The following is a 20,511-nucleotide window of genomic DNA, read 5'->3' as shown; positions in this document are numbered from 1 at the left end:
CAGCGCCCAACCCGATGCTGTTTGTAAAGGAGAATTGTCGATGACTGATACGCAAGGTGTCTGGATGACCCAGCAGACCAAGGACCGACTGCTGGCGGAGCTAGCGGAATTGTCTGCACCGCAAGAAGGTTCAGGAAGTCTGGACTACGACGAGCAGCAGAATCGCCAGGCGCGTATCCACCAGATCCACGATCTGCTCGCGGTGGCGGTGGTCGGGGAGGACCCGCCGGACGACGGTGTCGCAGAGCCCGGCATGGTGCTCACCGTCCGCTACGGCGACGGCGACACCGAGACCTTCCTGCTCGGCGTACGCGACGACGGCCAGAGCGGCCTGGAGGTCTACTCGCCGCAGTCGCCGTTGGGGACGGCGATCACCGGGGCGCGCCCGGGTGAACAGCGCAGCTATCAGGTGCCCAGCGGGGCCGAGATCACCGTGACCCTGCTCGCGGCGGTGCCCTACGGGCTGCATCAGACCGAGCATCCGGCCTGAAAACATGCCGACTGACTAGCTGTTTTGAACCTTTGCGTAGGCGTGGTGTAACTTCGATGAGCACGACAACGCGGGGCTATGGCGCAGCTGGTAGCGCACCACACTGGCAGTGTGGGGGTCAGGGGTTCGAGTCCCCTTAGCTCCACTCACTTCGATGAGTACTCCGCTCACAATTCCGCCGCTCGTGCGGAATTGTGAGCGGGTCGCTCGGCCGGAACACCGTCAGTGTGGATTATCGGCATCGGATCGGTAACGAATCAAATTGTCCATCCAGCTACTTACAAGCGTGTGATACGGTTTCTTTGCAGTCGTCAGATTGCGTGTCCGGGGGGGCTGGATACTAATCATCGGAGTTCACGTTGAAAAGCCTCGGGAGAACCGGTAAAGCGTTAATCGCCGGTATTGGCTTGTACGCAAGTGCGTTGATTGTCGGCGGTGAGGCGGGTGCTGCACCTTTTGCGCCGCCGCCACTGGGAGGGCCGGTGTGCGGTGGGGTCGTCGCCCTGACCGCCGGCGAGGGCGCTGCGGTCGGCGCGGCGCCGGTGCCGGGCGCCGCATTGGTCGATGCGACGGCCGCGGCCCCGGGTGCAGCGGCGGCCTGTGGGCCCGCTGCGGCCGATCTGACCACGCTTGCGGGGCCGGTGCCGATGGGACTGCCCGGGCCGGTGCCGCCGATTCCGATCGCCCCGATCCCGGTGGTGCCCGGACTGCCTCCGCCCGTGCCGCTGGTGGCGCCGGGGCCGGCCGGCGCAGCCGCGGCGAGCCCGATCGCGGGCCTGATGACCGATGCCATCAGCGCCCCGATCGGATTGGCCGGCGGCACAAAATAGCACGTAGCAGAAAAGGCCCGCGAACATCTGTTCGCGGGCCTTTTCCCGTCTGGGTTCGATATGTGCGGCGCCGGGCCGGATAGTTTTGTCGAACTGTTATTGCCGCGCCATTTAAGCGTGACATAAATCTGCTTCTGAAAACCGACGAACAGCAGCTGATCAAATTGTTACAAGACGTCGGGGAGTTCCGGCGCAATAATGCGCAATATCATCGACGATATCGCGGTAGAACACGCTCATGCAGCGTTGTGTCACGTAGCCCAGGTGGGGCGTCAAGACCGTGTTCGTCAGCGCGGCCAGCGGATGGCCCGCGGGCAGCGGCTCCTGGCCGTAGACGTCGAGTCCGGCGCCGCGGATCCGGCGGGCGCGCAGCGCCTCGATCAGGGCGGGCTCATCGATCAGGCCACCGCGTGAGGTGTTGACCAGTACCGCGGTCGGTTTCATCGCGGCCAGTTCCGCACGGCCGACCAACCCGCGGGTGGACTCGGCGAGTGCCATGTGGATAGACACCACGTCGGCGGTCTCGAACAGGCCGCGCCGATCACACAACTCGACTTGCTCCTCGGCGGCACGCTCGGCGGTCAGATGTGGACTCCACGCCGTCACCCGCATGCCGTAGGCACGGCCCACCGCGGCGACCAGGCGACCGATCCGGCCCAGGCCCACCAGCCCGAGCGTGGCCCCGGCGAGATCGAAACCGACGGTCTGCTGCCATCGGCCATCGCGTACCGCAGCATCCTCGACGAGCAGATTGCGTTGCAGTGCATGGATCAACGCCCAGGTCAGTTCGACCGTCGGTGTGATCGCCCCGCCGGTACCGCACACCGTGATCCCGAGTCGGTGGGCGGCGGCGACGTCGATCGCGGCGTTGAACGGTCCCGTGGTGACCAGCAACTTCAACGATGGCAACCGGCTCAGCAGGTCGGCGTCGATCGGGGTGCGCTCGCGCATCGCCACCACGACCTCGCGATCGGCCAATCGGGCGACGAGTTCGTCGGCGGGATCGAGATGCTCGCGGATGGCCAGCAGGTCGATCGGGCGGGGCACCGGCGACCAGTCCACGGTTTCTGCGATGCCCTGGTAGTCGTCGAGCACCGCGATCTTTAGGTTCTGCGCGCCGGTGGTCATCTTTAGAAGGCGTCCGGATTCTGCTGGACCTCGTCGGGGACCGGATGCTGGTAGAGACGAGATGCGTTCTCCCAAGTTATTTTTCGGATCACCTCGGGCGGCAGATCGCCGATCTCCTGATGGATGACCCGCTGGGTGTCGGGCCAGGTGGAGTCGCAGTGCGGGTAGTCGGCCTCCAGCATGATGTGGTCGGTCCCGATCCGTTCGTGCTGGCAGAACGACGACTGGTCTTCGACCGCGCAGAACCAGAAGTTGCGTTGCAGCACCTCGGCGGGGGAGAGCGTCTCGCCGAGGGCCTTCCAGGTTCCGTACATCTGGTGATAGCTCAGCATGTGGTCGAGGCGGTCCAACAGCCCGGCGACCCAACCGATCCCGCCCTCGGAGAGGCAGATCTTCAGGTCGGGGAACCGGCTGGGCAGCCCGGAGTACAACCAGTCCACGGCGGCCGAGATGGCATAGGCGAAGAACAGCACGCCCGTGACGTCGGGTGGGGCGTCGGCGGTGGTGGACGGCGAGGTGCCCGACGATCCGATGTGCAGGTTGACCACCGTGCCGGTCTCCGCGCAGGCGGCGATCAGCGGATCCCAATGCCCGGAGTGGATGGTGGGCAGCCCCAACAGGGCCGGATTCTCGCTGAAGGTGACGGCCCGGAAACCGCGTTCGGCGTTCTCGTAGATCATCTTCGCGCCCAGTTCGGGATCCAGCAGCCACGGTAACTGGCAGCCGATGATGCGGTCGGGATAGGACCCGGCCCAGACCTCGTGGTGCCAGTCGTTCCAGGCCCGGACCGACGCCAGCGCCAGCTCGCGGTCGGATGTCGCCTGCTGCAGGCGCTGTCCGGCGAATCCGGGCAGGAACGACGGGAAGTTCAGCGAGGCGTACACCCCGTTGAGGTCCATGTCCCGGATCCGCGCGTGGATGTCCCAGGCGCCGGGCCGCATCTCGTCGAATCGGGTGGGTTCGAAACCGTACTCCGAGACCGGGCGGCCCACCACCGCGTTGAATCCGACATTGGGCAGCGATTGCCCGTCGTAGATCCAGGTCTGCCCGCCGGTGGCGGTCTCGACCACCTTGGGCGCCCGATCGGCGAACCTGCGGGGGACCCGGCCGGCGAAGGTGTCCGGTGGTTCCACGATGTGGTCGTCCACCGAGATCACCGTGTAGCGGCGTTGTGCCCGTGGTGGTTCCGGAAGAAACGTCACGGTGCGTTCGGCGCCGGCCTTGGCGGTGGTGAAGTTCAGGTCGGAGCTGAGTTCGTCGATCGACTTCATGGGTGCTACTCCAGTACGCGGCGGTCGGCCTTGATGGTCATGCGTGCCGCGCCCGCCCAGTACACGTCGGCGGCGCGTTCGATCAGCGATGCCTGCATCCCGGCCATGTCGGAACGCTTCATCGGGGCGGGGGTCCGGCCGGTCAGCAGCACGTGATAGGCCATCTTGCAGACCCGTTCGATGGTCGCCGATCGGTAGACCGCCTCGGCCAGGGTGCGCCCGGTGGCGATCACCCCGTGCGAGGCCAGGATGGCCAGATTCGCGCCACCGATGCGCTCGGCGAGTTCGCGGGCCCGTGCCGCTGAGTCGATCTCGCCGTCGTAGGTGTCGACCAGGCACAGGTCGTCGAGGAACAGTGCCCCGGTCTGGTGTACCAGCTCGGGCAGGAGCTGCAGGGACGCCAACAGGCTCACGTAGTAGGGGTGGTTGTGGACCACGACGCGGGCGTCGGGACGGGCGCGGTGCAGTTCGGTGTGGATGTGAATCGCCGGGGTGACGTCCCAGCGGCCGCGGACGACCCGGGCGTCGGCGTCGACGGTGCAGATGTCGGAGGCGGTCAATTCGGCCCACCACAGACCCCACGGGTTGACCAGCATCTCGGTCTGTCCGTCGGCCTGCCAGGTGATGTGGCCGGCCATGTTCTCGGCGAAACCGATATCGGCGAGGTGGCGGAAGGCGATCGCCAGGGCCTGGGTGTCGGTCAGCTCGACGCCGATCGGCGGAACCACCGAGGGCGACCAGACCGCCGAGCCGCCCGGGCGGCTCGGCACCTGAACAGGCTCCGTCATAAACAAATCATATGGAAATAAGAAGCGGCGTCAACGGTGCCGTCCGGGACGCTCAGTCGCCGCCGTGCCCGGTCGGCGGATGTCCGCTCGGCCGGATCATCGCCGGATCGACGGTCCCGGACCGGCCCGGATAGTGCTGGGCGTGCACCAGGTGCGCCGCGGCCAGGTCACGCGCGCGCTGGGCGTCGCCGACGTCGATCGCGTCGATGACCTGGCGGTGGTCTTCCAACACGGCGCGCCGTTCGGACACCGGCACCGTGGAGTGGTCGGTCACCTGGCTGGACCAGCTTTGCTCGTGGGCGGACCACAGGGCCTCGAGCGCACCCGCCATCACGAGCATCGTGGTATTGCCGCAGTGCGTCACGAGTGCTTCGTGATAGCGGCGACTGGCCGACGTCGCGGCCGGGAGGTCATCGATGGCGGCCAATGATTCCTCGTGCAACCGGCGCAGAATGGGCACCACGGTGCTCTTCCGGTCCGGCCGTTGCGCGCACAGTGCCGCGCAGGCCGGCTCGACCTGCAGCAGTGCGGTTCCGACGTCGGCGAGGCTGACCTGTTGGGATCCCAGCACCAGTCCCATGGTGTAGGCGACGTTTGCCGGGGTGGGGCGATGGATCACCGCTCCGCCCCGTTTGCCGCGCCGCACCGTGAGCAGGCCCTCGGCCTCCAGGATCCGCATGGCTTCGCGTAACGAGGGCTTGCTGATCGCGAACTCGACCAGCAGTTCGTCCTCCTTGGGCAGCACATGATCGTCGGTGAGCTGACCGGAGAGGATGCGTCGGCGGAGTTCGTCGGCGACCTGTTCGGCCAGCCGGCGAAAGCGGACGGTGGGTGCTGCCACGGGTCGAGTGTGCCAGACAGCCGGCGTTGAGCCGGTTCGTCGAATCAACGAATTCCAAATGATTTGTGTCATACGATCGGCCCACGGGAAGGGGACCATAGGCGTGCAGACCTGGACTGTCGGCGACGTGCGTATTCACGCGATCACGCAGGCGGTCATCCCGATTCCGCCGTCGCGCATGTTCGTCGATCCACCCGCGCCGTTTCCGGGCCCGCCGGACTATGCCGACGCGGCCGGCAACATCTTGATGGCCATCCAGTCCTATCTGATCGCATCGGCGGCAGCGTGCGTGCTGGTCGACACCTGCTTCGCGGCGAGTTTCCTGAGCGCGCGAAATATGCCGGATCGCTTTGAAGAATCACTGGCGGCCACGGGGTTTCGCCCCGAGGACGTCGATGCGGTGGTGTGTACCCATCTGCACCGCGATCATGCCGGCCGCAACACCGTCGAGCGCGCCGGCCGGTGGGTGCCGACGTTCCCCAACGCCGACTACCTGATGACCGCGGCCGAGCATGCTCATTGGGGCCGGTGCACCGGTGAGGACCGGGTGGCGCCGGAATGCGTTGCGCCACTCGAACAACACGGCCGACTGCGGCTGGTCGCCCCGGATCATCGGGTGACCGACCAGATCCGGCTGGTCCCCACCGCCGGACACACCTCCGGCCACGTGTCGGTGCGCATCGAGTCCGCCGGCGCCGTCGCCTATATCAGCGGCGACGTCGTGCATCACCCGGCGCAGATCGCCGCGCCCGAGATCGGTGCGCTGCCCGACGCCGATCCGGGCGCAGCCCGCGCCAGCCGGACGGAGTTGCTGCGCCGGGTCAGCACGGAGCGGGCGCTGCTGCTCGGATCACACTTCGCCGCCCCGTCGGGCGGCTATATCGACGACGCCGGTGAAGGCGCGGAATGGCAACCGCTGGTAGAGCGAAAGGGAGCACGATGACCGAGACACAGCACCTGCTGCCGGAGGGGTTCGACTTCACCGACCCCGCACTCATCGGGGAGCGCATTCCACACGAGGAGTTCGCGCTGCTGCGCAAGACCGAACCGATCTGGTGGAACGCCCAGCCGTTCGGCGTCTCCGGCTACCCGGACGAGGGGTACTGGGTGGTGACCAGGCACGCCGACGTGCGGGAGGTGTCACTGCATGACGAGGTGTTCTCCTCGCACGAGAACACCTCGCTGATCCGGACGAACACCACCGACAACCAGGAGTTGCACGACGCCAGCCGGGACAACATCATGCTGTTCCTCGACGGGCCCAAGCACGCGAAGCTACGCCGGATCGTCTCGCGCGGATTCACGCCCCGTGTCGTCGCCGGCATGCGGGATTCCCTGGACCGGCAAGCCCGCGAGATCGTCGCGGCGGCCGCGGAACGCGACAGCGGCGACTTCGTCACCGAGGTGGCATCGCAGTTGCCGCTGGCGACCATCTGCGAACTGATCGGGGTGCCGGCAGACGAGCGCCAGCAGGTGTTCGACTGGAGCAACAGGCTGGTGGGCGGCGGCAACGGTGACCCGGAGGCCGGAGCCGACGGGTTGCAGGCATCGGCAGAGCTACTGGGTTACGCCTACCAGATGGCCGAAGACCGAAAGGCCCATCCGCGGGACGACATCGCGACGGCACTGGTGACCGCGACCATCGACGGGGAAGAACTCACCGCGATGGAGTTCGGTTACTACGTGATGATGCTGATGGTCGCCGGCAACGAGACCACCCGCAACGCCACCTCGCAGGGGATGGCGGCGTTCTTCGACCACCCGGAACAGTGGCGGCTCTACGTCGATCAACGCCCCACCACCACCGCCGACGAGGTGGTTCGCTGGGCCACGCCGGTGATCTCCTTCCAGCGCACCGCGTTGCGCGACGTCGAGCTCGGGGGAGTGCAGATCCGCAAGGGGCAGCGGGTGGGGATGTTCTACGGGTCGGCGAACTACGACGAAGAGGTGTTCGACGATCCGTTCACGTTCGATATCTGCCGAAGCCCCAACCCGCACTTGGGTTTCGGGGCCCCGGGAGCGCACTACTGTATCGGCGCGAACCTCGCCCGCATGCAGATGAACCTGATCTTCGGGGCGCTGGCCGACATCATTCCCGACATCCACCAGCTGGACCGGCCGGCGCGGTCGGTGTTGCCGTGGATCAACGGGATCGACTCCATGCCGGTGGAATTCCGCCAGGCATCGGCCTCCTGAGGCGCGATCACTTCTCGATGATCACCGGGTCACCGATGTTGACCCGGTCGAAGTACCATTCCGCGTCGGTGGGGCTCAGACCGATGCAGCCGTGACTGACGTTCTCGATGCCCAGTGAGCGAAGCGCCCACGGTGCCGAGTGAACGTAGAGTCCGCGGCGGGTGATGCGCACGGCCTGCTCGACCTCGAACCGGTACCCCTCGGGGTCGTCGATGGGAATTCCGACACTGCTGGAATCCATCACGACCTTGCGGTCTTTGCCCAGCACGCTGTAGCGACCCACCGGCGTCTCGTATTCGGTCTTGCCCAGCGTGGCCGGCAGCACGCCGTCCTCACCCCAGTGCGGACGGTGGTGCGGCGCCGGCAGGGGGCCGGCGTCCTCGCCGTCCACGGTCACGGTGAAGGTGTGTGCCGAAATGCTGGCCACCCCGACCACCCGCGCGCCGGTGCTGAAATCGACGGACCTCTTGCCCACCGACAACGCCACGGTGCTGTGCGCCGGCCAGTAGCGGTCGGGAACCCAATGCACCTCGTCGTTCTCGACCCAGTCAAAAGTTCCGGACATCGGCGGGTCGGTTCGCACCGCGATGGTGCGCTCGGCGGCCGGACGGTCGAGTACCGGCGCGTTGAACGTCACCACGACCGGGTGCGCAACGCCGACGACGGCACCCGATTCCGGCTGGATCGAGGCGATACCGGCACCCGGTGGCAGGTTCGCCGCGGCAGAGCTGACTCCAGGCGGCGTCACGAGCGTTGTGACCGCGACCCCGATCACCACCATTGCTGAACGCACCGCTGTCCACATCGTCGGCATGCCTTCCGGATCGTATTGCTGGAGATATCGCCGTTGATGGTAGGGAGATTCACCCCGTGAAGCCCCGCGCACATGCCCACGAAGCGGTCAAGGCTTCATCAAGGTTTGGACACGGCGAACTCCGCGATTCAACAGCAGCGTGCGCCGGGGTCGGAATCGTGGCGGCGGCGCCAGTAGTCGCGCTCGGAGAGCACCGGCTCACCGGGATGTGCGCGGCGTCGATACTCCAGGTAGCAGCGGTAGTCGTTGTCGCCCATCAGGGTCGTCCAATACCAGCCGATGTGCCGCAGGGCCCGGGCTAATCCGGTGAACGGGCGTCCCATTGCGCCTGCACCTTCCGCTCGGCCGCGGACGGAATCAATCCGGCGGGAGCGAACCGCCGCGAGGGCACCGCCGGCGATTCGGTCGTGGGTGTCCCGTCACGAATCGCCCGCCAGGAGGCCACGATTCCGGCGAGCACCACCACGATCACCACGGCGGCGAACACGATCGACAGACTGCCCTGGATGAAGGTGTTGCGCACGACTTCGTGCAACTGCGCCGGGTCGGCCGCCGACCCGAACGAGGCTTCGCCCGCACGCTCGGCAGCCCGGTAGGCGAAGTGCTGCGTCCAATAGCCGACCCGCGGATCGCCGGAGAAGATCTTCTGCCACGACGCCGTCATGGTGACGACCAGGTCCCACAGCAGCGGAATCCCCGGAATCAAAGCCCATTTCAGCCCGGACCGATCTCGGCTGCGTTTGATCACGATCACGGTCACCACGGTCAGGGCGATCGCGGCCAGGAGTTGGTTGGCGATCCCGAACAGTGGGAACAAGGTGTTGATCCCGCCCAGCGGGTCGGTGATCCCCATCAACAGGATCGACCCCCACCCGGCGACGATGGCCAGGCTGCACACCCACGCGCCGATCCGCCAACTCGGGTCGGCAAACCTGCGCAGCGGGCCGCCCAGGTTGCTCAGCGCGTCGCCGAACATGAACCGCGCCACCCGGGTTCCGGCGTCAAGGGTGGTCAGGATGAACAGCGCCTCGAACATGATCGCGAAGTGATACCAGAACGCCTTGAGGCCCGGGCCGCCGAACACCTGACCCAGGACGTCGGCCATCCCCACCGCCAGGGTCGGTGCGCCACCGGTGCGCGACACGATCGACTGTTCGCCGACCGCCGCGGCGGCCGCGTCGATCTGCTCGGCGGTCACCGGCGACCCTCCCAGCCCCAGACCGTTGACGTAGGCCGCCGCGGTTTCGGCGGTGCCGCCGGTGGCGGCCACCGGCGCGTTGAGGGTGAAGAACAGGTGCTGATCCAGGATCGACGCGGTGATCAGCGCCATCACCGCCACAAACGATTCGGTGAGCATGCCGCCGTAGCCGATCAACCGCATCTGGCGCTCTTTTTCCAGCAGTTTCGGGGTGGTGCCCGATGCGATCAGGGAGTGAAATCCCGACAGTGCGCCACAGGCGATCGTGATGAACAGGAACGGGAACAGCGAACCGGCGAACACCGGTCCCTCGCCGGAGTGGGCGAACGACGACACCGCGGGCGCGGACATCAGCGGTCGGGCGATCAGAATGCCGATCGCCAGCAGCGCGATGGTGCCGACCTTCATGAACGTCGACAGGTAGTCCCGCGGCGCCAGCAGCAACCACACCGGCAGCACCGAGGCGGCGAAGCCGTAACCGATGATGCACCAGCACAGCGTCACCGGGGAAAGGGTGAACCATGCCGCGCCCCAGGATGTTTCGGCCACCCACCGGCCGGATGCCACCGCCCCCAGCAAGGCGATGATCCCGATCAGCGACACTTCGGACACCCGACCGGGCCGCACGAACCGCAGGTAGATCCCCATGAACAGTGCGATCGGGATGGTCATCGCGATGGAGAACACGCCCCACGGGCTGACCGCCAGCGCCCGCACCACGATCAGTGCCAGCACCGCGATCAGGATCACCATGATGGCCAGTACCCCGATGATCGCGGCGGCCCCGCCGATCGGCCCGAGTTCCTCACGGGCCATCTGCCCCAGCGAACGGCCCCGGCGCCGGACCGAGCACCACAGCACCAGGTAGTCCTGGACGCAGCCGGCGACCACCGCGCCGATCACGATCCAGATGGTGCCGGGCAGATACCCCATCTGAGTGGCCAGTACCGGCCCGACCAGCGGACCGGCGCCGGCGATGGCCGCGAAATGGTGGCCGAAGAGGACCCGGCGGTCGGTCGGCAGGTAGTCGGTACCGTCCTCGAGCAACTCCGCCGGCGTCGCGTGCTCGTCGCGTGGCTGGACGATCTTGCGCTCGACAAGCCTTGCGTAGAAACGGAATCCGATGATGTAGGTGCACAGTGCGGCGACGACGAACCACACGGCGTTCACCGATTCGCCGCGATCGAACGCGATCAGTGACCAGGCCACCGCGCCCGCGACGGCGAGTGCGGCGAACACCGACTTGTGTCGCGCGGAGATCGGGGAGCGGTCGAGGACCGAGACCGGGGGCAGATCGGGATCGGTGTGCAGGTAGGTCACCGGGCCGTCGTGTCGCTCGAGGACATCCGGGGTGCTCGGTGCGGCCACGACTACCTCCTGGGGGCCTGTCCGGGTGCCCGAGGGGCAGCGGTTTCCGAGCGGAACGATAGCTTGTCCTAGATTCTCAACTACTAGATTCTCCGGCAACGGCATGTAAGGAGTAGTGCATGGACATCAACGGCAAGAAGGTCATCATCGTCGGCGGCGCTTCCGGGATGGGCCGCGCCTCGGCGGAGCTGCTGGCCGCGGGGGGAGCGGACGTCGCGGTGCTCGACCGGGAGGGCTCGGAGGGCAAAGAGGTGGCCGCCGGCTTCGGCGGGGCCTTCTACCCGGTGGACATCACCGACTTCGAGGCCACCGAGAAGACCCTCGCCGCAGCGGTCGAGGCCCTCGGCGGTCTGCACGTCATCGTCACCACCGCCGGCGGCGGCATCGCCAAGCGGACGCTGTCGAAGTCCGGCCCGCACGACCTGGAGTCCTTCCGGGCGGTGGTGGACCTCAACCTGGTCGCCACCTTCAACATCAGCCGGCTGGCCGCCGCACACATGAGCACCAACGAGCCCGAGGACGAGGAGCGCGGCGTCATCATCAACACCGCGTCGATCGCGGCGTTCGAGGGCCAGATCGGGCAGGTCGCCTACACCGCGGCCAAGGCCGGTGTCGCCGGCATGGCCCTGACCATGGCCCGCGACCTGGGATCGGTGGGCATCCGGGTGCTCGCGATCGCGCCGAGCCTGTTCGCCACCGGACTGACCAAGGGCATCCCGGAGGAGTTCGCCAGCGCCCTGACCAAGGACGCGGCGTTCCCGAAGCGGCTCGGTCGCCCCGAGGAGTTCGCCAAGCTGGTCGCCGCCGTCGTCGACAACCCGATGCTCAACGGCCAGTGCCTGCGACTCGACGCCGGGCAGCGATTCGCACCCAAGTAGCGTCCAAGCAGACCGCAGCCGGACGAAAGCCAGGAGGAATCCCATGGGCATCGGAGTCACCGACGACCACCGCGAACTCGCCGAGGTGGCCCGCGGCTTTCTGACCGCACAGAACGCCCGCTCAGCGGCCCGTGCGCTGTTGGACGCGGCCGAGGAGACCCGGCCACCGTTCTGGGGCGAACTGGCCGCATTGGGCTGGCTGGGCCTGCATATCGACGAGCAGTACGGCGGCTCGGGCTTCGGGCTGCCGGAGCTGGTGGTGGTCACCGAGGAACTGGGCCGGGCGGTGGCGCCCGGGCCGTTCGTACCCACCGTCATCGCCTCGGCGGTGATCGCCGCCGCCGGCAGCCCGGAGCAGCAGGCCCGCCTGCTGCCCGGGCTGATCGACGGCTCGGTCACCGCCGGAGTGGGGCTGGCCGGTGACGTCGCCCTCGACGGCGGCGTGGCCTCCGGTGCCGCCGGAATCGTGCTGGGCGCGGGCCTGGCCGACGTCCTACTGGTGGCTGCCGGCGAGGACGTGTTGGTGATCGAGCGGGATCGGGCCGGCGTCGACGTCGACGTACCGGCCAACCTCGATCCGACCCGGCGGTCCGGGCGGGTGACGCTGACCGGTGTCGGCATCAGTGCCGACGACATCCTGGCGGGTGCCCGCGAGTCGGCCCTGGCTCGCGCCCGGGTGGTGCTGGCCGCCGAAGCGGTCGGCGGCGCGGCGGACTGCACCGATACCGCGGTCGAGTACGCGAAGGTCCGCGAACAGTTCGGCCGGACCATCGCCACGTTCCAGGCGATCAAGCACCACTGCGCGAACATGCTGGTGGCGGCCGAATCGGCCACCGCTGCGGTCTGGGATGCCGCCCGCGCCGACGGCGAAGACGAGTTCGCCTTCCGGCTGGCAGCCGCGGTGGCCGCCACCCTGGCCTTCCCCGCCCATGTGCGCAACGCCGAGCTCAACATCCAGGTGCACGGCGGTATCGGCTACACCTGGGAGCACGACGCCCACCTGCAACTGCGTCGGGCCCTGACCGTGCAGGCGCTGTTCGGCGGCGACGCGCCGGCGCTGTCGGTCTACGAGAGCGCCGCGGCCGGCATCACCCGCGCCAACAGCCTGGACCTACCGCCCGAGGCCGAGGAGCTGCGGAAGACCATTCACGCCGATGCGGCCGAGATCGCGGCGCTGTCCGGTGGTGACCAGCTCGACCGGCTGATCGCCACCGGGTATGTGATGCCGCACTGGCCCAAACCGTGGGGCCGAGCCGCCGACGCGGTGGAGCAGTTGGTGATCGAGCAGGAGTTCAGCGCCGCCGGAGTCCAGCGGCCTGACTACTCGATCACCGGCTGGGTGATCCTGACCCTGATTCAGCAGGGCACCGACTGGCAGATCGAGCGGTTCGTGGAGAAGGCACTGCGCCAGGAGGAGATCTGGTGCCAGCTGTTCTCCGAGCCCGGCGCGGGCTCCGATGCCGCCGCGGTCAAGACCAGGGCCACCCGGGTCGACGGCGGCTGGAAGATCGACGGGCAGAAGGTGTGGACCTCGGGTGCACACCTGTGCCGGCGCGGTCTGGCCACGGTGCGCACCGACTTCGACGTGCCCAAGCACGCCGGCATCACGATGGTGATCATCGACATGGAGGCCCCCGGGGTCGAGGTGCGGCCGCTGCGTCAGATCACCGGCGGATCGGAGTTCAACGAGGTGTTCTTCAACGACGTCTTCGTGCCCGATGAGGACGTCGTCGGCGAGATCAACGAAGGCTGGAAGGTGGCCCGGGCGACGCTGGGCAACGAGCGGGTCAGCATCGGCGGCGGGGGCTCCTTCACCGCCGGGGTGGACCAGCAGTTGATCGCGCTGGCCCAGCAGGGCCGCCACGGCGTGGCCGACGCCTCGGCGCGGATCGGCCGCTTCGTCGCCGACGAGCACGCGTTGCGGCTGCTGAACCTGCGCCGGGTGGCACGCAGCATCGCCGGCGCCGGTCCCGGGCCGGAGGGCAACGTCACCAAGCTCAAGCTCGCCGAGCACATGGGCGACGGCGCGGCCATCGGTGCCGCCCTGCTGGGCCCCGATGTCGCCCTGGACGACGGGCCGGGCGCGCTGGCCGGCCGGATGGTGATGGGCGCGCGCGGCATCGCGATCGCCGGGGGCACCTCCGAGGTCACCCGCAACCAGATCGCCGAGCGGATTCTGGGGATGCCGCGCGATCCGCTGATCAAGTAGCCGCGCACGGGGCGCGCGTAACCTTGCGCGAGGGTGCGTGTTTGCCCGGCGACACCCCGGCCGCAACGGCATTCCGCGCACGCTCGCGCGTGGTGAGCCCGTGGTGAGGAGGACGCGAAATGACCACCGTCGCCGACCATGTCATCGCCAGCCTCAAGCGCAGCGGTGTGGATCGCATGTTCGGAATACCCGGTGACAGCCTCAACGGGTTGACCGACGCGATCCGGCGGGCCGGCGACTTCGGTTGGGAACAGGTGCGCCACGAGGAGACCGCGGCATTTGCCGCGGCTGCGGAGGCGGCTCTGACCGGTCGCCTGGCGGTGTGCGCGGGAAGCTGCGGGCCGGGCAATCTGCACCTGATCAACGGGTTGTTCGACGCGCAGCGCAGCCGGGTGCCGGTGCTGGCCATCGCCGCCCACATCCCACTGGCGGAGATCGGTTCGGATTACTTCCAGGAGACCCATCCGCAGAATCTGTTTTGCGAGTGCAGCGTCTACTGCGAGTTGGTCAGCACGCCGGAGCAGGCGCCGCGCATCCTGGAGATAGCGATGCGGGCCGCGGTGGAAGACAACGGTGTCGCCGTCGTGGTCGTGCCCGGTGAGATCTTCGGACACCGGCTCGACGACACCGGCTGGGGCCGGCGGCCGATCCTGCCCACCGCCTCGGTGTGCCACCCCGCCGGGCATGCGCTGCGGGCGGCTGCGGACATCCTCAACGCCGGCACCAGGATCACCATCCTGGCCGGCGCGGGGGTGGCCGGTGCCCACGACCGGGTCATCGACGTGGCGCGCACGCTGCAAGCCCCGATCGTGCACGCGTTGCGCGGCAAAGAACACATCGAGTACGACAACCCCTACGACGTGGGTATGACGGGGCTGCTCGGCTTCGCCTCGGGTTACAAGGCGATCGGGGAAGCCGACGTGCTGCTGATGCTCGGCACCGATTTCCCCTACCAGCAGTTCTATCCCGAGCACGCGCGGATCATCCAGGTCGACATCCGTGGCGCGAACCTGGGCCGGCGCACGCCGATCGATGTCGGCCTGCGGGGCACGGTCGCCGACACCGTCGCCGCCCTGGCACCCCTGCTGACGCGCAAGAACGACAGCTCTCACCTGGAACGGTCGTTGAAGCACTACCGCAAGACCCGCAAACGCCTGGATACGCTGGCGACCAATGATCGGGACCGGACTCCGATTCGTCCCGAATACGTTGCGGCGATGGCTGATCGGTTGGCCGCTGACGACGCGGTGTTCACCGTCGACGTGGGGTCTCCGGTGGTGTGGGCGGCACGTTACCTCAGCATGAACGGACGACGACGGCTGATCGGATCGTTCAACCACGGCACGATGGCATGCGCTCTGCCGCACGCGATCGGCGCCCAGAGCGCCGACCGGGACAGGCAGGTGATCGCGTTCGCCGGTGACGGGGGATTGGCGATGCTGTTCGGCGAGCTGCTCACGCTGACGCAGAACCGCCTGCCGGTCAAGGTGATCGTGTTCAACAATTCCTCGCTGAACTTCGTCGAACTGGAGATGAAGGCCGCCGGGATCGTCAACTTCGGCACCGAGCTGGCCAACCCCGACTTCGGCGCCGTGGCCACGGCCCTGGGCATCTTCGGGCGCCGGGTGGAACGGCCCGGCGACCTGGAAGCCGCGCTGAGCGATGCGTTGGCCTACGACGGTCCGGCCGTCGTCGATGTCGTCACCGCCCGCCAGGAACTCTCGATCCCGCCGGCGATCACCGCCGAGCAGGCCAAGGGGTTCTCGCTCTACGCGATCCGGACGATCCTCGCCGGCCGTGGTGACGAACTGCTCGACCTGGTCAGTACCAACGTGGCCCGCCGTATCTTGAGTTGATCTCGATCGCGACGCCGATCCATAAATGCCTTGCGCGCCCGCCGGAGTCGCCGCTAGCGTTGACGGCATCATGTTCCATCTGCTCGTAGTAGCCATCAGCCGCAGCGGGGTCTGAACCGGACCGACCTCCCGCTGCGGTGCCACCTACTACCCGTCGGTCGTTCAGTTCGAGCAGAAGAGACCGCACCATGGCTCCCACATCGTTTTCCGACCGGTTCGACACCCGACTCCCGCGCGAACTCCGCGATCTGGCCGCCCAGCTCACCTGGGAGGGCTTCGTGGCCACCTACGGACGCTCGGCGGGGCCGTTGAGCGTCGGGCGGTGGTGTTGCCTGGACGCCGACCGACCCGCGACGCAGCTGGGGCTACGGGGCCGGACCTACCAGGCGACCATCGCCATCGGTGACCGGTCCGGAACTTGCACCGCGGCGGCGCACGGCCCGTTGGCCGCGCTCACCGACATGCTGTACGAGCGTGGAATCCCATTGGAGATCCTGGGATTTCACCAGCTCGGCTGCGGTAACGAGACGGCGACGTTCATTCACGGATCCGACGGCCGCACCGCCGCCTGGGCGGTGGGCTTCGCGCCCGATGCCGGGCGATCGGCGGTGGAGGCCGTCGTCACCTGTGTCAACCGGCTGCTGACCTCGGGGTGAGATCACAGCGGGCGTAGCACGATCGGCATCCCGTCCATCGGGATGGGCATGCCGCCGTAGTCCCAGCGGGTCTGATAGCCCGGGTGCGGCAATTCCAGCCGATACCGGCGCAGCAGCCGGTGCAGGATCGCCTTGACCTCGAGGCGGCCGAACGTCATGCCGATGCACTTGTGCGCGCCGCCGCCGAACGGATTGAACGCGTAGCGGTGCTGCTTGTGTTCGTTGCGTGGTTCGGTGAACCGGTCGGGGTCGAATTTCATCGGATCGGTCCACAGTTCGGGTAGCCGGTGGTTCACCCCGGGGTAGGCGATGACGTTGGTGCCCTTGGGGATGTAATAGCCCAGCAGATCGGTGTCGCGCACGGTCTGGCGCATCGCCCACTGCACCGGCGTCACCAGGCGGATCGACTCGTCCATCACCAGATCGAGCGACTCCAGCTTCTCCAGCGATTCGATGTCGAGGGGCCCGTCGCCCAGCCGATCCGATTCGTCGCGGCAGCGCTGTTGCCAGTCCGGGTTGCCGGCGAGGTTGTAGACCATCGACGTGGCCGTCGACGTCGACGTGTCGTGGGCGGCCATCATCAAGAAGATCATGTGGTTGACGATGTCGGTGTCGGAGAAGCTGTTGCCGTCCTCGTCCTGGGCGTAGCACAGGGCGGTGAGCAGGTCGTTGCCCTGCTTGCCGCGGTGCTCGCGGACCCGGGCGGTGAAGTAGTTCTCCAGCAGCTCGCGTGCCTTGAGGCCGCGCCACCAGGTGAAGGGCGGCACACTGGTGCGGATCAGAGCGTTGCCGGCCCGGGTCGTGGTGGTGAACGCCTTGTTGACCTTGGTGACCAGCTCGTGATCGGTACCGGGTTCATGCCCCATGAACACCAGTGCGGCGATGTCGAGGGTCAGCTCCTTCATCGCGGGGTAGAGCAGGAACCGCGGGTCGTCGGTCACCCAGTCGTCGGCGACCACCTGGGAGGCGACCCGGTCGATCTGCTCGACGTAGCCGACCAGGCGGGGCCGGACGAACGCCTCCTGCATGATCCGCCGATGGAACATGTGTTCCTCGAAGTCCAGCAGCATTAGACCGCGGTGGAAGAACGGCCCGATCACCGGGACCCAACCCTGCTGCGAGTAGTCCTTGTTGCGGTTGGCGTAGATGATCTGGGTGGCGTCGGGACCCAGCGCCGCGACGGCGGGCAGCACGGGCGAATCACCGAACAGCACCGGCCCCTGGGTGTGGTACATGTGCATCAGGTAGTCCGGCCCGCCGCGCATCATCTCGATCATGTGCCCCAGGATCGGCAGCCCCGCGTCGCCGAGGACCGGCTTGAGGCCACTGCCCGGAGGCGGATCGGCGAGCTTCTTCTCGGGAAACTCCATGTTCAACAGGCGCTTCTCCAGCGCCGCCATTCCGGGGAAGTTGTTGAACGACGGGGTGAACCGGCGTTTGGCCTGGTCCATCAGATAACGCGGGGTGCTGATCGTTGTCACAGGCGCTCCTTAGGCGACCCGGGCGGATGTGGTGCCCGTCACTTGATGACCAATCCTTGGACCAAGTTTGACAACTGTCAAGTTTTTACCCGGTGTGGCGTGGCGGACGGCGTCGTCGCCGAGTCGCCGGGTGCGGTCCCCGGGCACGAGCAGGCAGAGAATCGCACGCCGGACAGCCGGATCGGGCGATTCTCTGTCTGCTCGCCGGAAGGGATACGGGGGGCTAGAGCCGGCGCAGGGTGATGGGCATGCCGTCCATCGGGATCGGCATGCCGGCGTAGTCCCAGCGCGGCTGGTAGCCGGGGTGTGCCAGTTCGATCCGGTACTGGCGCAGCAGTCGGTGCAGCACGGTCTTGATCTCCAGGCGGCCGAACACCATCCCGATGCACTTGTGCGCGCCGCCGCCGAACGGCGCCCAGGCGTAGCGGTGCTGCTTGTGCTCGGAGCGCGGCTCGAGGAATCGTTCCGGGTCGAACTGCCGCGGGTTGGTGTAGAGCTCGGGCAGCCAGTGGTTCATCCCCGGCCAGGTGACGATGTTGGTGCCCGCCGGCACGAAATGGCCCAGCAGGTCGGTGTCGCGCACGGCCTGACGCATGTTGAACGGCAGCGGGGTCACCAGTCGCAGCGACTCGTCCATCACCAGGTCGAGCGTCTCGAGCTTCTCCAGCGACTCGATGTCCAGCAGTCCGTCGCCGAGCCGTTCGGACTCCTCGCGGGCCCGCTCCTGCCACTCCGGGTGGGCGGCCAGGTGGTAGATCATCGTGGTCACCGTCGACGTGGTGGTGTCGTGGGCGGCCATCATCAAGAAGATCATGTGGTTGACGATGTCTTCGTCGGTGAAGGTGTTGCCGTCCTCGTCGGAGGTGTGGCACAGCACGGTCAGGATGTCGGTGCCGTCGGCCTGACGGCGCTCCTTGACCCGCTCGACGAAGTACTCCTCGAGCACCTTGCGGCCCTGCAGGCCCTGCCACCACTTGAACGGCGGCACCGCGGTCCGGATGATCGCGCCGCCGGCCCGGGTGGTCTGCTCGAAGGCGCGGTTGACCTTGGTGACCAGGGCGTGGTCACTGCCCGGCTGGTGGCCCATGAACACCACCGAGGCGACGTCGAGAGTCAGCTCCTTCATCGCCGGATGCACCAGGAAGCGGCCGTCGTCGGTGGGCCAGTCGGCCACGATCGCCGACGCCACCCGGTCGATGTCCTCGACGTAGCTGGCCAGCCGCGGCCGGGTGAACGCGGACTGCATGATCCGCCGGTGCGCCATGTGCTCGTCGAACTCCAGCATCATCAGGCCGCGGTTGAAGAACGGCCCGATCACCGGGAGCCAGCCCTTCTGGGAGAAGTCCTTGTTCTTGTTGGTGAAGATCGTCTGGGTGGCGTCGGGGCCCAGGGCGACGATCGACGGCAGGATCGGGGCCTCGGCGAAGGTGACCGGACCGCGGGTGTTGTACAGGTGCAGCGCGAAGTCCGGGCCCTGGCGGAACATCTCGACGATGTGCCCCAACAGCGGCAGGCCGGAGTCGCCCATGACGGGTTTGAGGTCGCTGCCCGCCGGCGGGATCGCCAGGGGCTTCGTCGGCCAGTCGACGCTCATCAGGCGCTTTTCCAGCAGGCCCATCCCGGGGATGGTGTTCAAGGTCGGAGTGAACCGGCGTTTGGCCTGGTCGAGCAGGTAACGCGGGGTGCTGATGGTGGTCACAAACGCTCCTTTAACGGCCCGGACAGGTTGTGGTAACCCTCACTCGGCCTCTCATCCTTGGATCTAATTTGACGCCTGTCAAGTTTGAATCCGGCCCGCTGTGGTGCAAGGTGCAAGGGTGACAACCGAGGACGGCGCCGCGGGCCGGCCGGCCGACGATCTGCCGATGCGGCGAGGCGACAAGCAGCGCCAGGCGATTGTGCAGGCCGTACGCGAACTGCTGGAGGAAAAACCGTTCGCCGAACTGTCGGTCAGCACCATCAGCGACCGGGCCGGGGTGGCGCGCTCGGGGTTCTACTTCTACTTCGACTCCAAATACGCGGTGCTGGCGCACATCTTGGCCGAGGCGAGTCAGGAACTCGAAGAGCTCACCCATTTCTTCGCGGCGCGCGGCGTCGACGAATCCCCGGCAGCCTTCGCGCAGCGCATGGTCGGTAGCGCGGCCGCCGTCTACGCCCACAACGACCCGGTGATGTCGGCCTGCAACCTGGCCCGCAACAGCGACGCCGAGATCCGGGAGCTGCTCGACGCCCAGATCGACGCCGTGATCGACCAGATCGTCGGCGTGGTCAACGACGAGATCGAAGCGGGCACGGCACACCCCATCAGCGACGACATCCCGGCGCTGGTGCGGACGCTGGCCGCCACCACCGCCTACATGCTCTCCGGGGACAGCGCCTACCTGGGCTCCGACGGCGACGTGGGCCGCGGAGTGGATGTCCTCGAGGCGCTGTGGCTGACCGCGCTGTGGGGCGGCAAGGCCCGCTAGCGGCGATCGCGCCCGCGGCGGCGCGGGCTCGTCGGCAGC

General features: G+C 67.6%; 18 protein-coding genes and 1 tRNA gene. 10 read left to right on the top strand and 9 right to left on the bottom strand.

The genetic code is table 11. From position 1 onward, the window contains the following. Nucleotides 1-40: 40 nt before the first annotated feature. The 3 genes from RCP38_RS13090 (at nt 41) to RCP38_RS13080 (ending at nt 1,320) form a co-directional block, all read left to right on the top strand. Nucleotides 41-490 carry a GreA/GreB family elongation factor gene (locus RCP38_RS13090; protein ID WP_308473374.1) on the top strand — a complete coding sequence of 150 codons (450 nt, stop codon included), beginning with the start codon at nt 41-43 and terminating at the stop codon, nt 488-490. Between the two features lie 72 nt (nt 491-562). Continuing rightward, nucleotides 563-635: transfer RNA gene (locus tag RCP38_RS13085), tRNA-Ala, on the top strand. A gap of 337 nt (nt 636-972) precedes the next feature. Beyond that, nucleotides 973-1,320, top strand: a complete 348-nt coding sequence (locus RCP38_RS13080; RefSeq protein ID WP_308473373.1) for a hypothetical protein — start codon at nt 973-975, stop codon at nt 1,318-1,320. Between the two features lie 159 nt (nt 1,321-1,479). Here the strand turns inward: RCP38_RS13080 and RCP38_RS13075 are convergent, their stop codons facing one another. From RCP38_RS13075 to RCP38_RS13060, 4 genes are read right to left on the bottom strand one after another with little or no spacing between them, the layout of a single operon-like run. Then, nucleotides 1,480-2,448 (bottom strand): D-2-hydroxyacid dehydrogenase family protein, encoded by a 969-nt coding sequence (locus RCP38_RS13075; protein WP_308473372.1) that lies wholly within the window; start codon nt 2,446-2,448, stop codon nt 1,480-1,482. Nucleotides 2,449-2,450: 2 nt separating this feature from the next. Beyond that, on the bottom strand, nt 2,451-3,719 hold the full coding sequence (locus tag RCP38_RS13070) for an amidohydrolase family protein (protein WP_308473371.1): 1,269 nt from the start codon (nt 3,717-3,719) through the stop codon (nt 2,451-2,453). A gap of 5 nt (nt 3,720-3,724) precedes the next feature. Further along, nucleotides 3,725-4,507, bottom strand: coding sequence for a class II aldolase/adducin family protein (locus RCP38_RS13065; protein WP_308473370.1), 783 nt, complete (start codon nt 4,505-4,507; stop codon nt 3,725-3,727). Nucleotides 4,508-4,559: 52 nt separating this feature from the next. Further along, a complete protein-coding gene (locus tag RCP38_RS13060; RefSeq protein WP_308473369.1) occupies nt 4,560-5,348 on the bottom strand; it encodes a FadR/GntR family transcriptional regulator in 789 nt (262 codons plus the stop codon). Nucleotides 5,349-5,451: 103 nt separating this feature from the next. On the opposite strand from RCP38_RS13060, the gene RCP38_RS13055 reads away from it, so the two are divergent. Next, nucleotides 5,452-6,291 (top strand): MBL fold metallo-hydrolase, encoded by an 840-nt coding sequence (locus RCP38_RS13055; RefSeq protein ID WP_308473368.1) that lies wholly within the window; start codon nt 5,452-5,454, stop codon nt 6,289-6,291. Then, on the top strand, nt 6,288-7,544 hold the full coding sequence (locus tag RCP38_RS13050) for a cytochrome P450 (RefSeq protein WP_308473367.1): 1,257 nt from the start codon (nt 6,288-6,290) through the stop codon (nt 7,542-7,544). The genes RCP38_RS13055 and RCP38_RS13050 overlap by 4 nt, the downstream gene beginning before the upstream one ends. A gap of 7 nt (nt 7,545-7,551) precedes the next feature. On the opposite strand, the gene RCP38_RS13045 is transcribed toward RCP38_RS13050, so the two are convergent. From RCP38_RS13045 to RCP38_RS13035, 3 genes are all read right to left on the bottom strand, one after another. Further along, entirely contained in the window at nt 7,552-8,349 is a 798-nt protein-coding gene (locus RCP38_RS13045; RefSeq protein ID WP_308477268.1) for a L,D-transpeptidase, read from the bottom strand. A 137-nt stretch (nt 8,350-8,486) separates the two neighbouring features. Next, nucleotides 8,487-8,681 carry a YbdD/YjiX family protein gene (locus tag RCP38_RS13040; RefSeq protein WP_308473366.1) on the bottom strand — a complete coding sequence of 65 codons (195 nt, stop codon included), beginning with the start codon at nt 8,679-8,681 and terminating at the stop codon, nt 8,487-8,489. Continuing rightward, the gene (locus tag RCP38_RS13035) at nt 8,657-10,924 is read right to left on the bottom strand and encodes a carbon starvation CstA family protein (RefSeq protein ID WP_308473365.1); all 2,268 of its coding nucleotides are present in this window, start codon (nt 10,922-10,924) and stop codon (nt 8,657-8,659) included. The genes RCP38_RS13040 and RCP38_RS13035 overlap by 25 nt, the downstream gene beginning before the upstream one ends. 119 nt (nt 10,925-11,043) lie before the next feature. Between RCP38_RS13035 and RCP38_RS13030 the strand changes: the two genes are divergently transcribed. The 4 genes from RCP38_RS13030 to RCP38_RS13015 all read left to right on the top strand — a co-directional run bounded on the left by RCP38_RS13030 (nt 11,044) and on the right by RCP38_RS13015 (nt 16,523). After that, nucleotides 11,044-11,802, top strand: coding sequence for an SDR family NAD(P)-dependent oxidoreductase (locus tag RCP38_RS13030; protein ID WP_308473364.1), 759 nt, complete (start codon nt 11,044-11,046; stop codon nt 11,800-11,802). Between the two features lie 43 nt (nt 11,803-11,845). Further along, a complete protein-coding gene (locus RCP38_RS13025; RefSeq protein WP_308473363.1) occupies nt 11,846-14,011 on the top strand; it encodes an acyl-CoA dehydrogenase in 2,166 nt (721 codons plus the stop codon). Nucleotides 14,012-14,130: 119 nt separating this feature from the next. Next, complete coding sequence (poxB, locus tag RCP38_RS13020) at nt 14,131-15,867, top strand: ubiquinone-dependent pyruvate dehydrogenase (RefSeq protein ID WP_308473362.1); 1,737 nt, start codon at nt 14,131-14,133, stop codon at nt 15,865-15,867. A 188-nt stretch (nt 15,868-16,055) separates the two neighbouring features. Continuing rightward, nucleotides 16,056-16,523, top strand: a complete 468-nt coding sequence (locus tag RCP38_RS13015) for a 2-isopropylmalate synthase (protein WP_308473361.1) — start codon at nt 16,056-16,058, stop codon at nt 16,521-16,523. A 2-nt stretch (nt 16,524-16,525) separates the two neighbouring features. On the opposite strand, the gene RCP38_RS13010 is transcribed toward RCP38_RS13015, so the two are convergent. Both RCP38_RS13010 and RCP38_RS13005 read right to left on the bottom strand, forming a co-directional pair. Beyond that, nucleotides 16,526-18,004 (bottom strand): cytochrome P450, encoded by a 1,479-nt coding sequence (locus RCP38_RS13010; RefSeq protein ID WP_308473360.1) that lies wholly within the window; start codon nt 18,002-18,004, stop codon nt 16,526-16,528. Between the two features lie 223 nt (nt 18,005-18,227). Further along, nucleotides 18,228-19,703 (bottom strand): cytochrome P450, encoded by a 1,476-nt coding sequence (locus RCP38_RS13005; protein WP_308473359.1) that lies wholly within the window; start codon nt 19,701-19,703, stop codon nt 18,228-18,230. A 166-nt stretch (nt 19,704-19,869) separates the two neighbouring features. Here RCP38_RS13005 and RCP38_RS13000 point away from each other — a divergent pair, with 166 nt between their 5' ends. Beyond that, a complete protein-coding gene (locus RCP38_RS13000) occupies nt 19,870-20,472 on the top strand; it encodes a TetR/AcrR family transcriptional regulator (RefSeq protein WP_308477266.1) in 603 nt (200 codons plus the stop codon). Nucleotides 20,473-20,511: the final 39 nt, after the last annotated feature.

The sequence above is a fragment of the Mycolicibacter sp. MU0083 genome, assembly GCF_963378075.1.
GTDB lineage: Bacteria > Actinomycetota > Actinomycetes > Mycobacteriales > Mycobacteriaceae > Mycobacterium > Mycobacterium kokjensenii.
This window is presented reverse-complemented; position numbering and strand designations above follow the sequence as displayed.

Excerpts from the sequence above, each read along its gene's own strand:
- RCP38_RS13090 (WP_308473374.1), top strand. The coding sequence starts at position 41 with ATGACTGATACGCAAGGTGTCTGGATGACCCAGCAGACCAAGGACCGA.
- RCP38_RS13075 (WP_308473372.1), bottom strand. The coding sequence starts at position 2,448 with ATGACCACCGGCGCGCAGAACCTAAAGATCGCGGTGCTCGACGACTAC.
- RCP38_RS13070 (WP_308473371.1), bottom strand. The coding sequence starts at position 3,719 with ATGAAGTCGATCGACGAACTCAGCTCCGACCTGAACTTCACCACCGCC.
- RCP38_RS13065 (WP_308473370.1), bottom strand. The coding sequence starts at position 4,507 with ATGACGGAGCCTGTTCAGGTGCCGAGCCGCCCGGGCGGCTCGGCGGTC.
- RCP38_RS13050 (WP_308473367.1), top strand. The coding sequence starts at position 6,288 with ATGACCGAGACACAGCACCTGCTGCCGGAGGGGTTCGACTTCACCGAC.
- RCP38_RS13045 (WP_308477268.1), bottom strand. The coding sequence starts at position 8,349 with ATGTGGACAGCGGTGCGTTCAGCAATGGTGGTGATCGGGGTCGCGGTC.
- RCP38_RS13040 (WP_308473366.1), bottom strand. The coding sequence starts at position 8,681 with ATGGGACGCCCGTTCACCGGATTAGCCCGGGCCCTGCGGCACATCGGC.
- RCP38_RS13030 (WP_308473364.1), top strand. The coding sequence starts at position 11,044 with ATGGACATCAACGGCAAGAAGGTCATCATCGTCGGCGGCGCTTCCGGG.
- RCP38_RS13025 (WP_308473363.1), top strand. The coding sequence starts at position 11,846 with ATGGGCATCGGAGTCACCGACGACCACCGCGAACTCGCCGAGGTGGCC.
- poxB (WP_308473362.1), top strand. The coding sequence starts at position 14,131 with ATGACCACCGTCGCCGACCATGTCATCGCCAGCCTCAAGCGCAGCGGT.
- RCP38_RS13015 (WP_308473361.1), top strand. The coding sequence starts at position 16,056 with ATGGCTCCCACATCGTTTTCCGACCGGTTCGACACCCGACTCCCGCGC.
- RCP38_RS13000 (WP_308477266.1), top strand. The coding sequence starts at position 19,870 with ATGCGGCGAGGCGACAAGCAGCGCCAGGCGATTGTGCAGGCCGTACGC.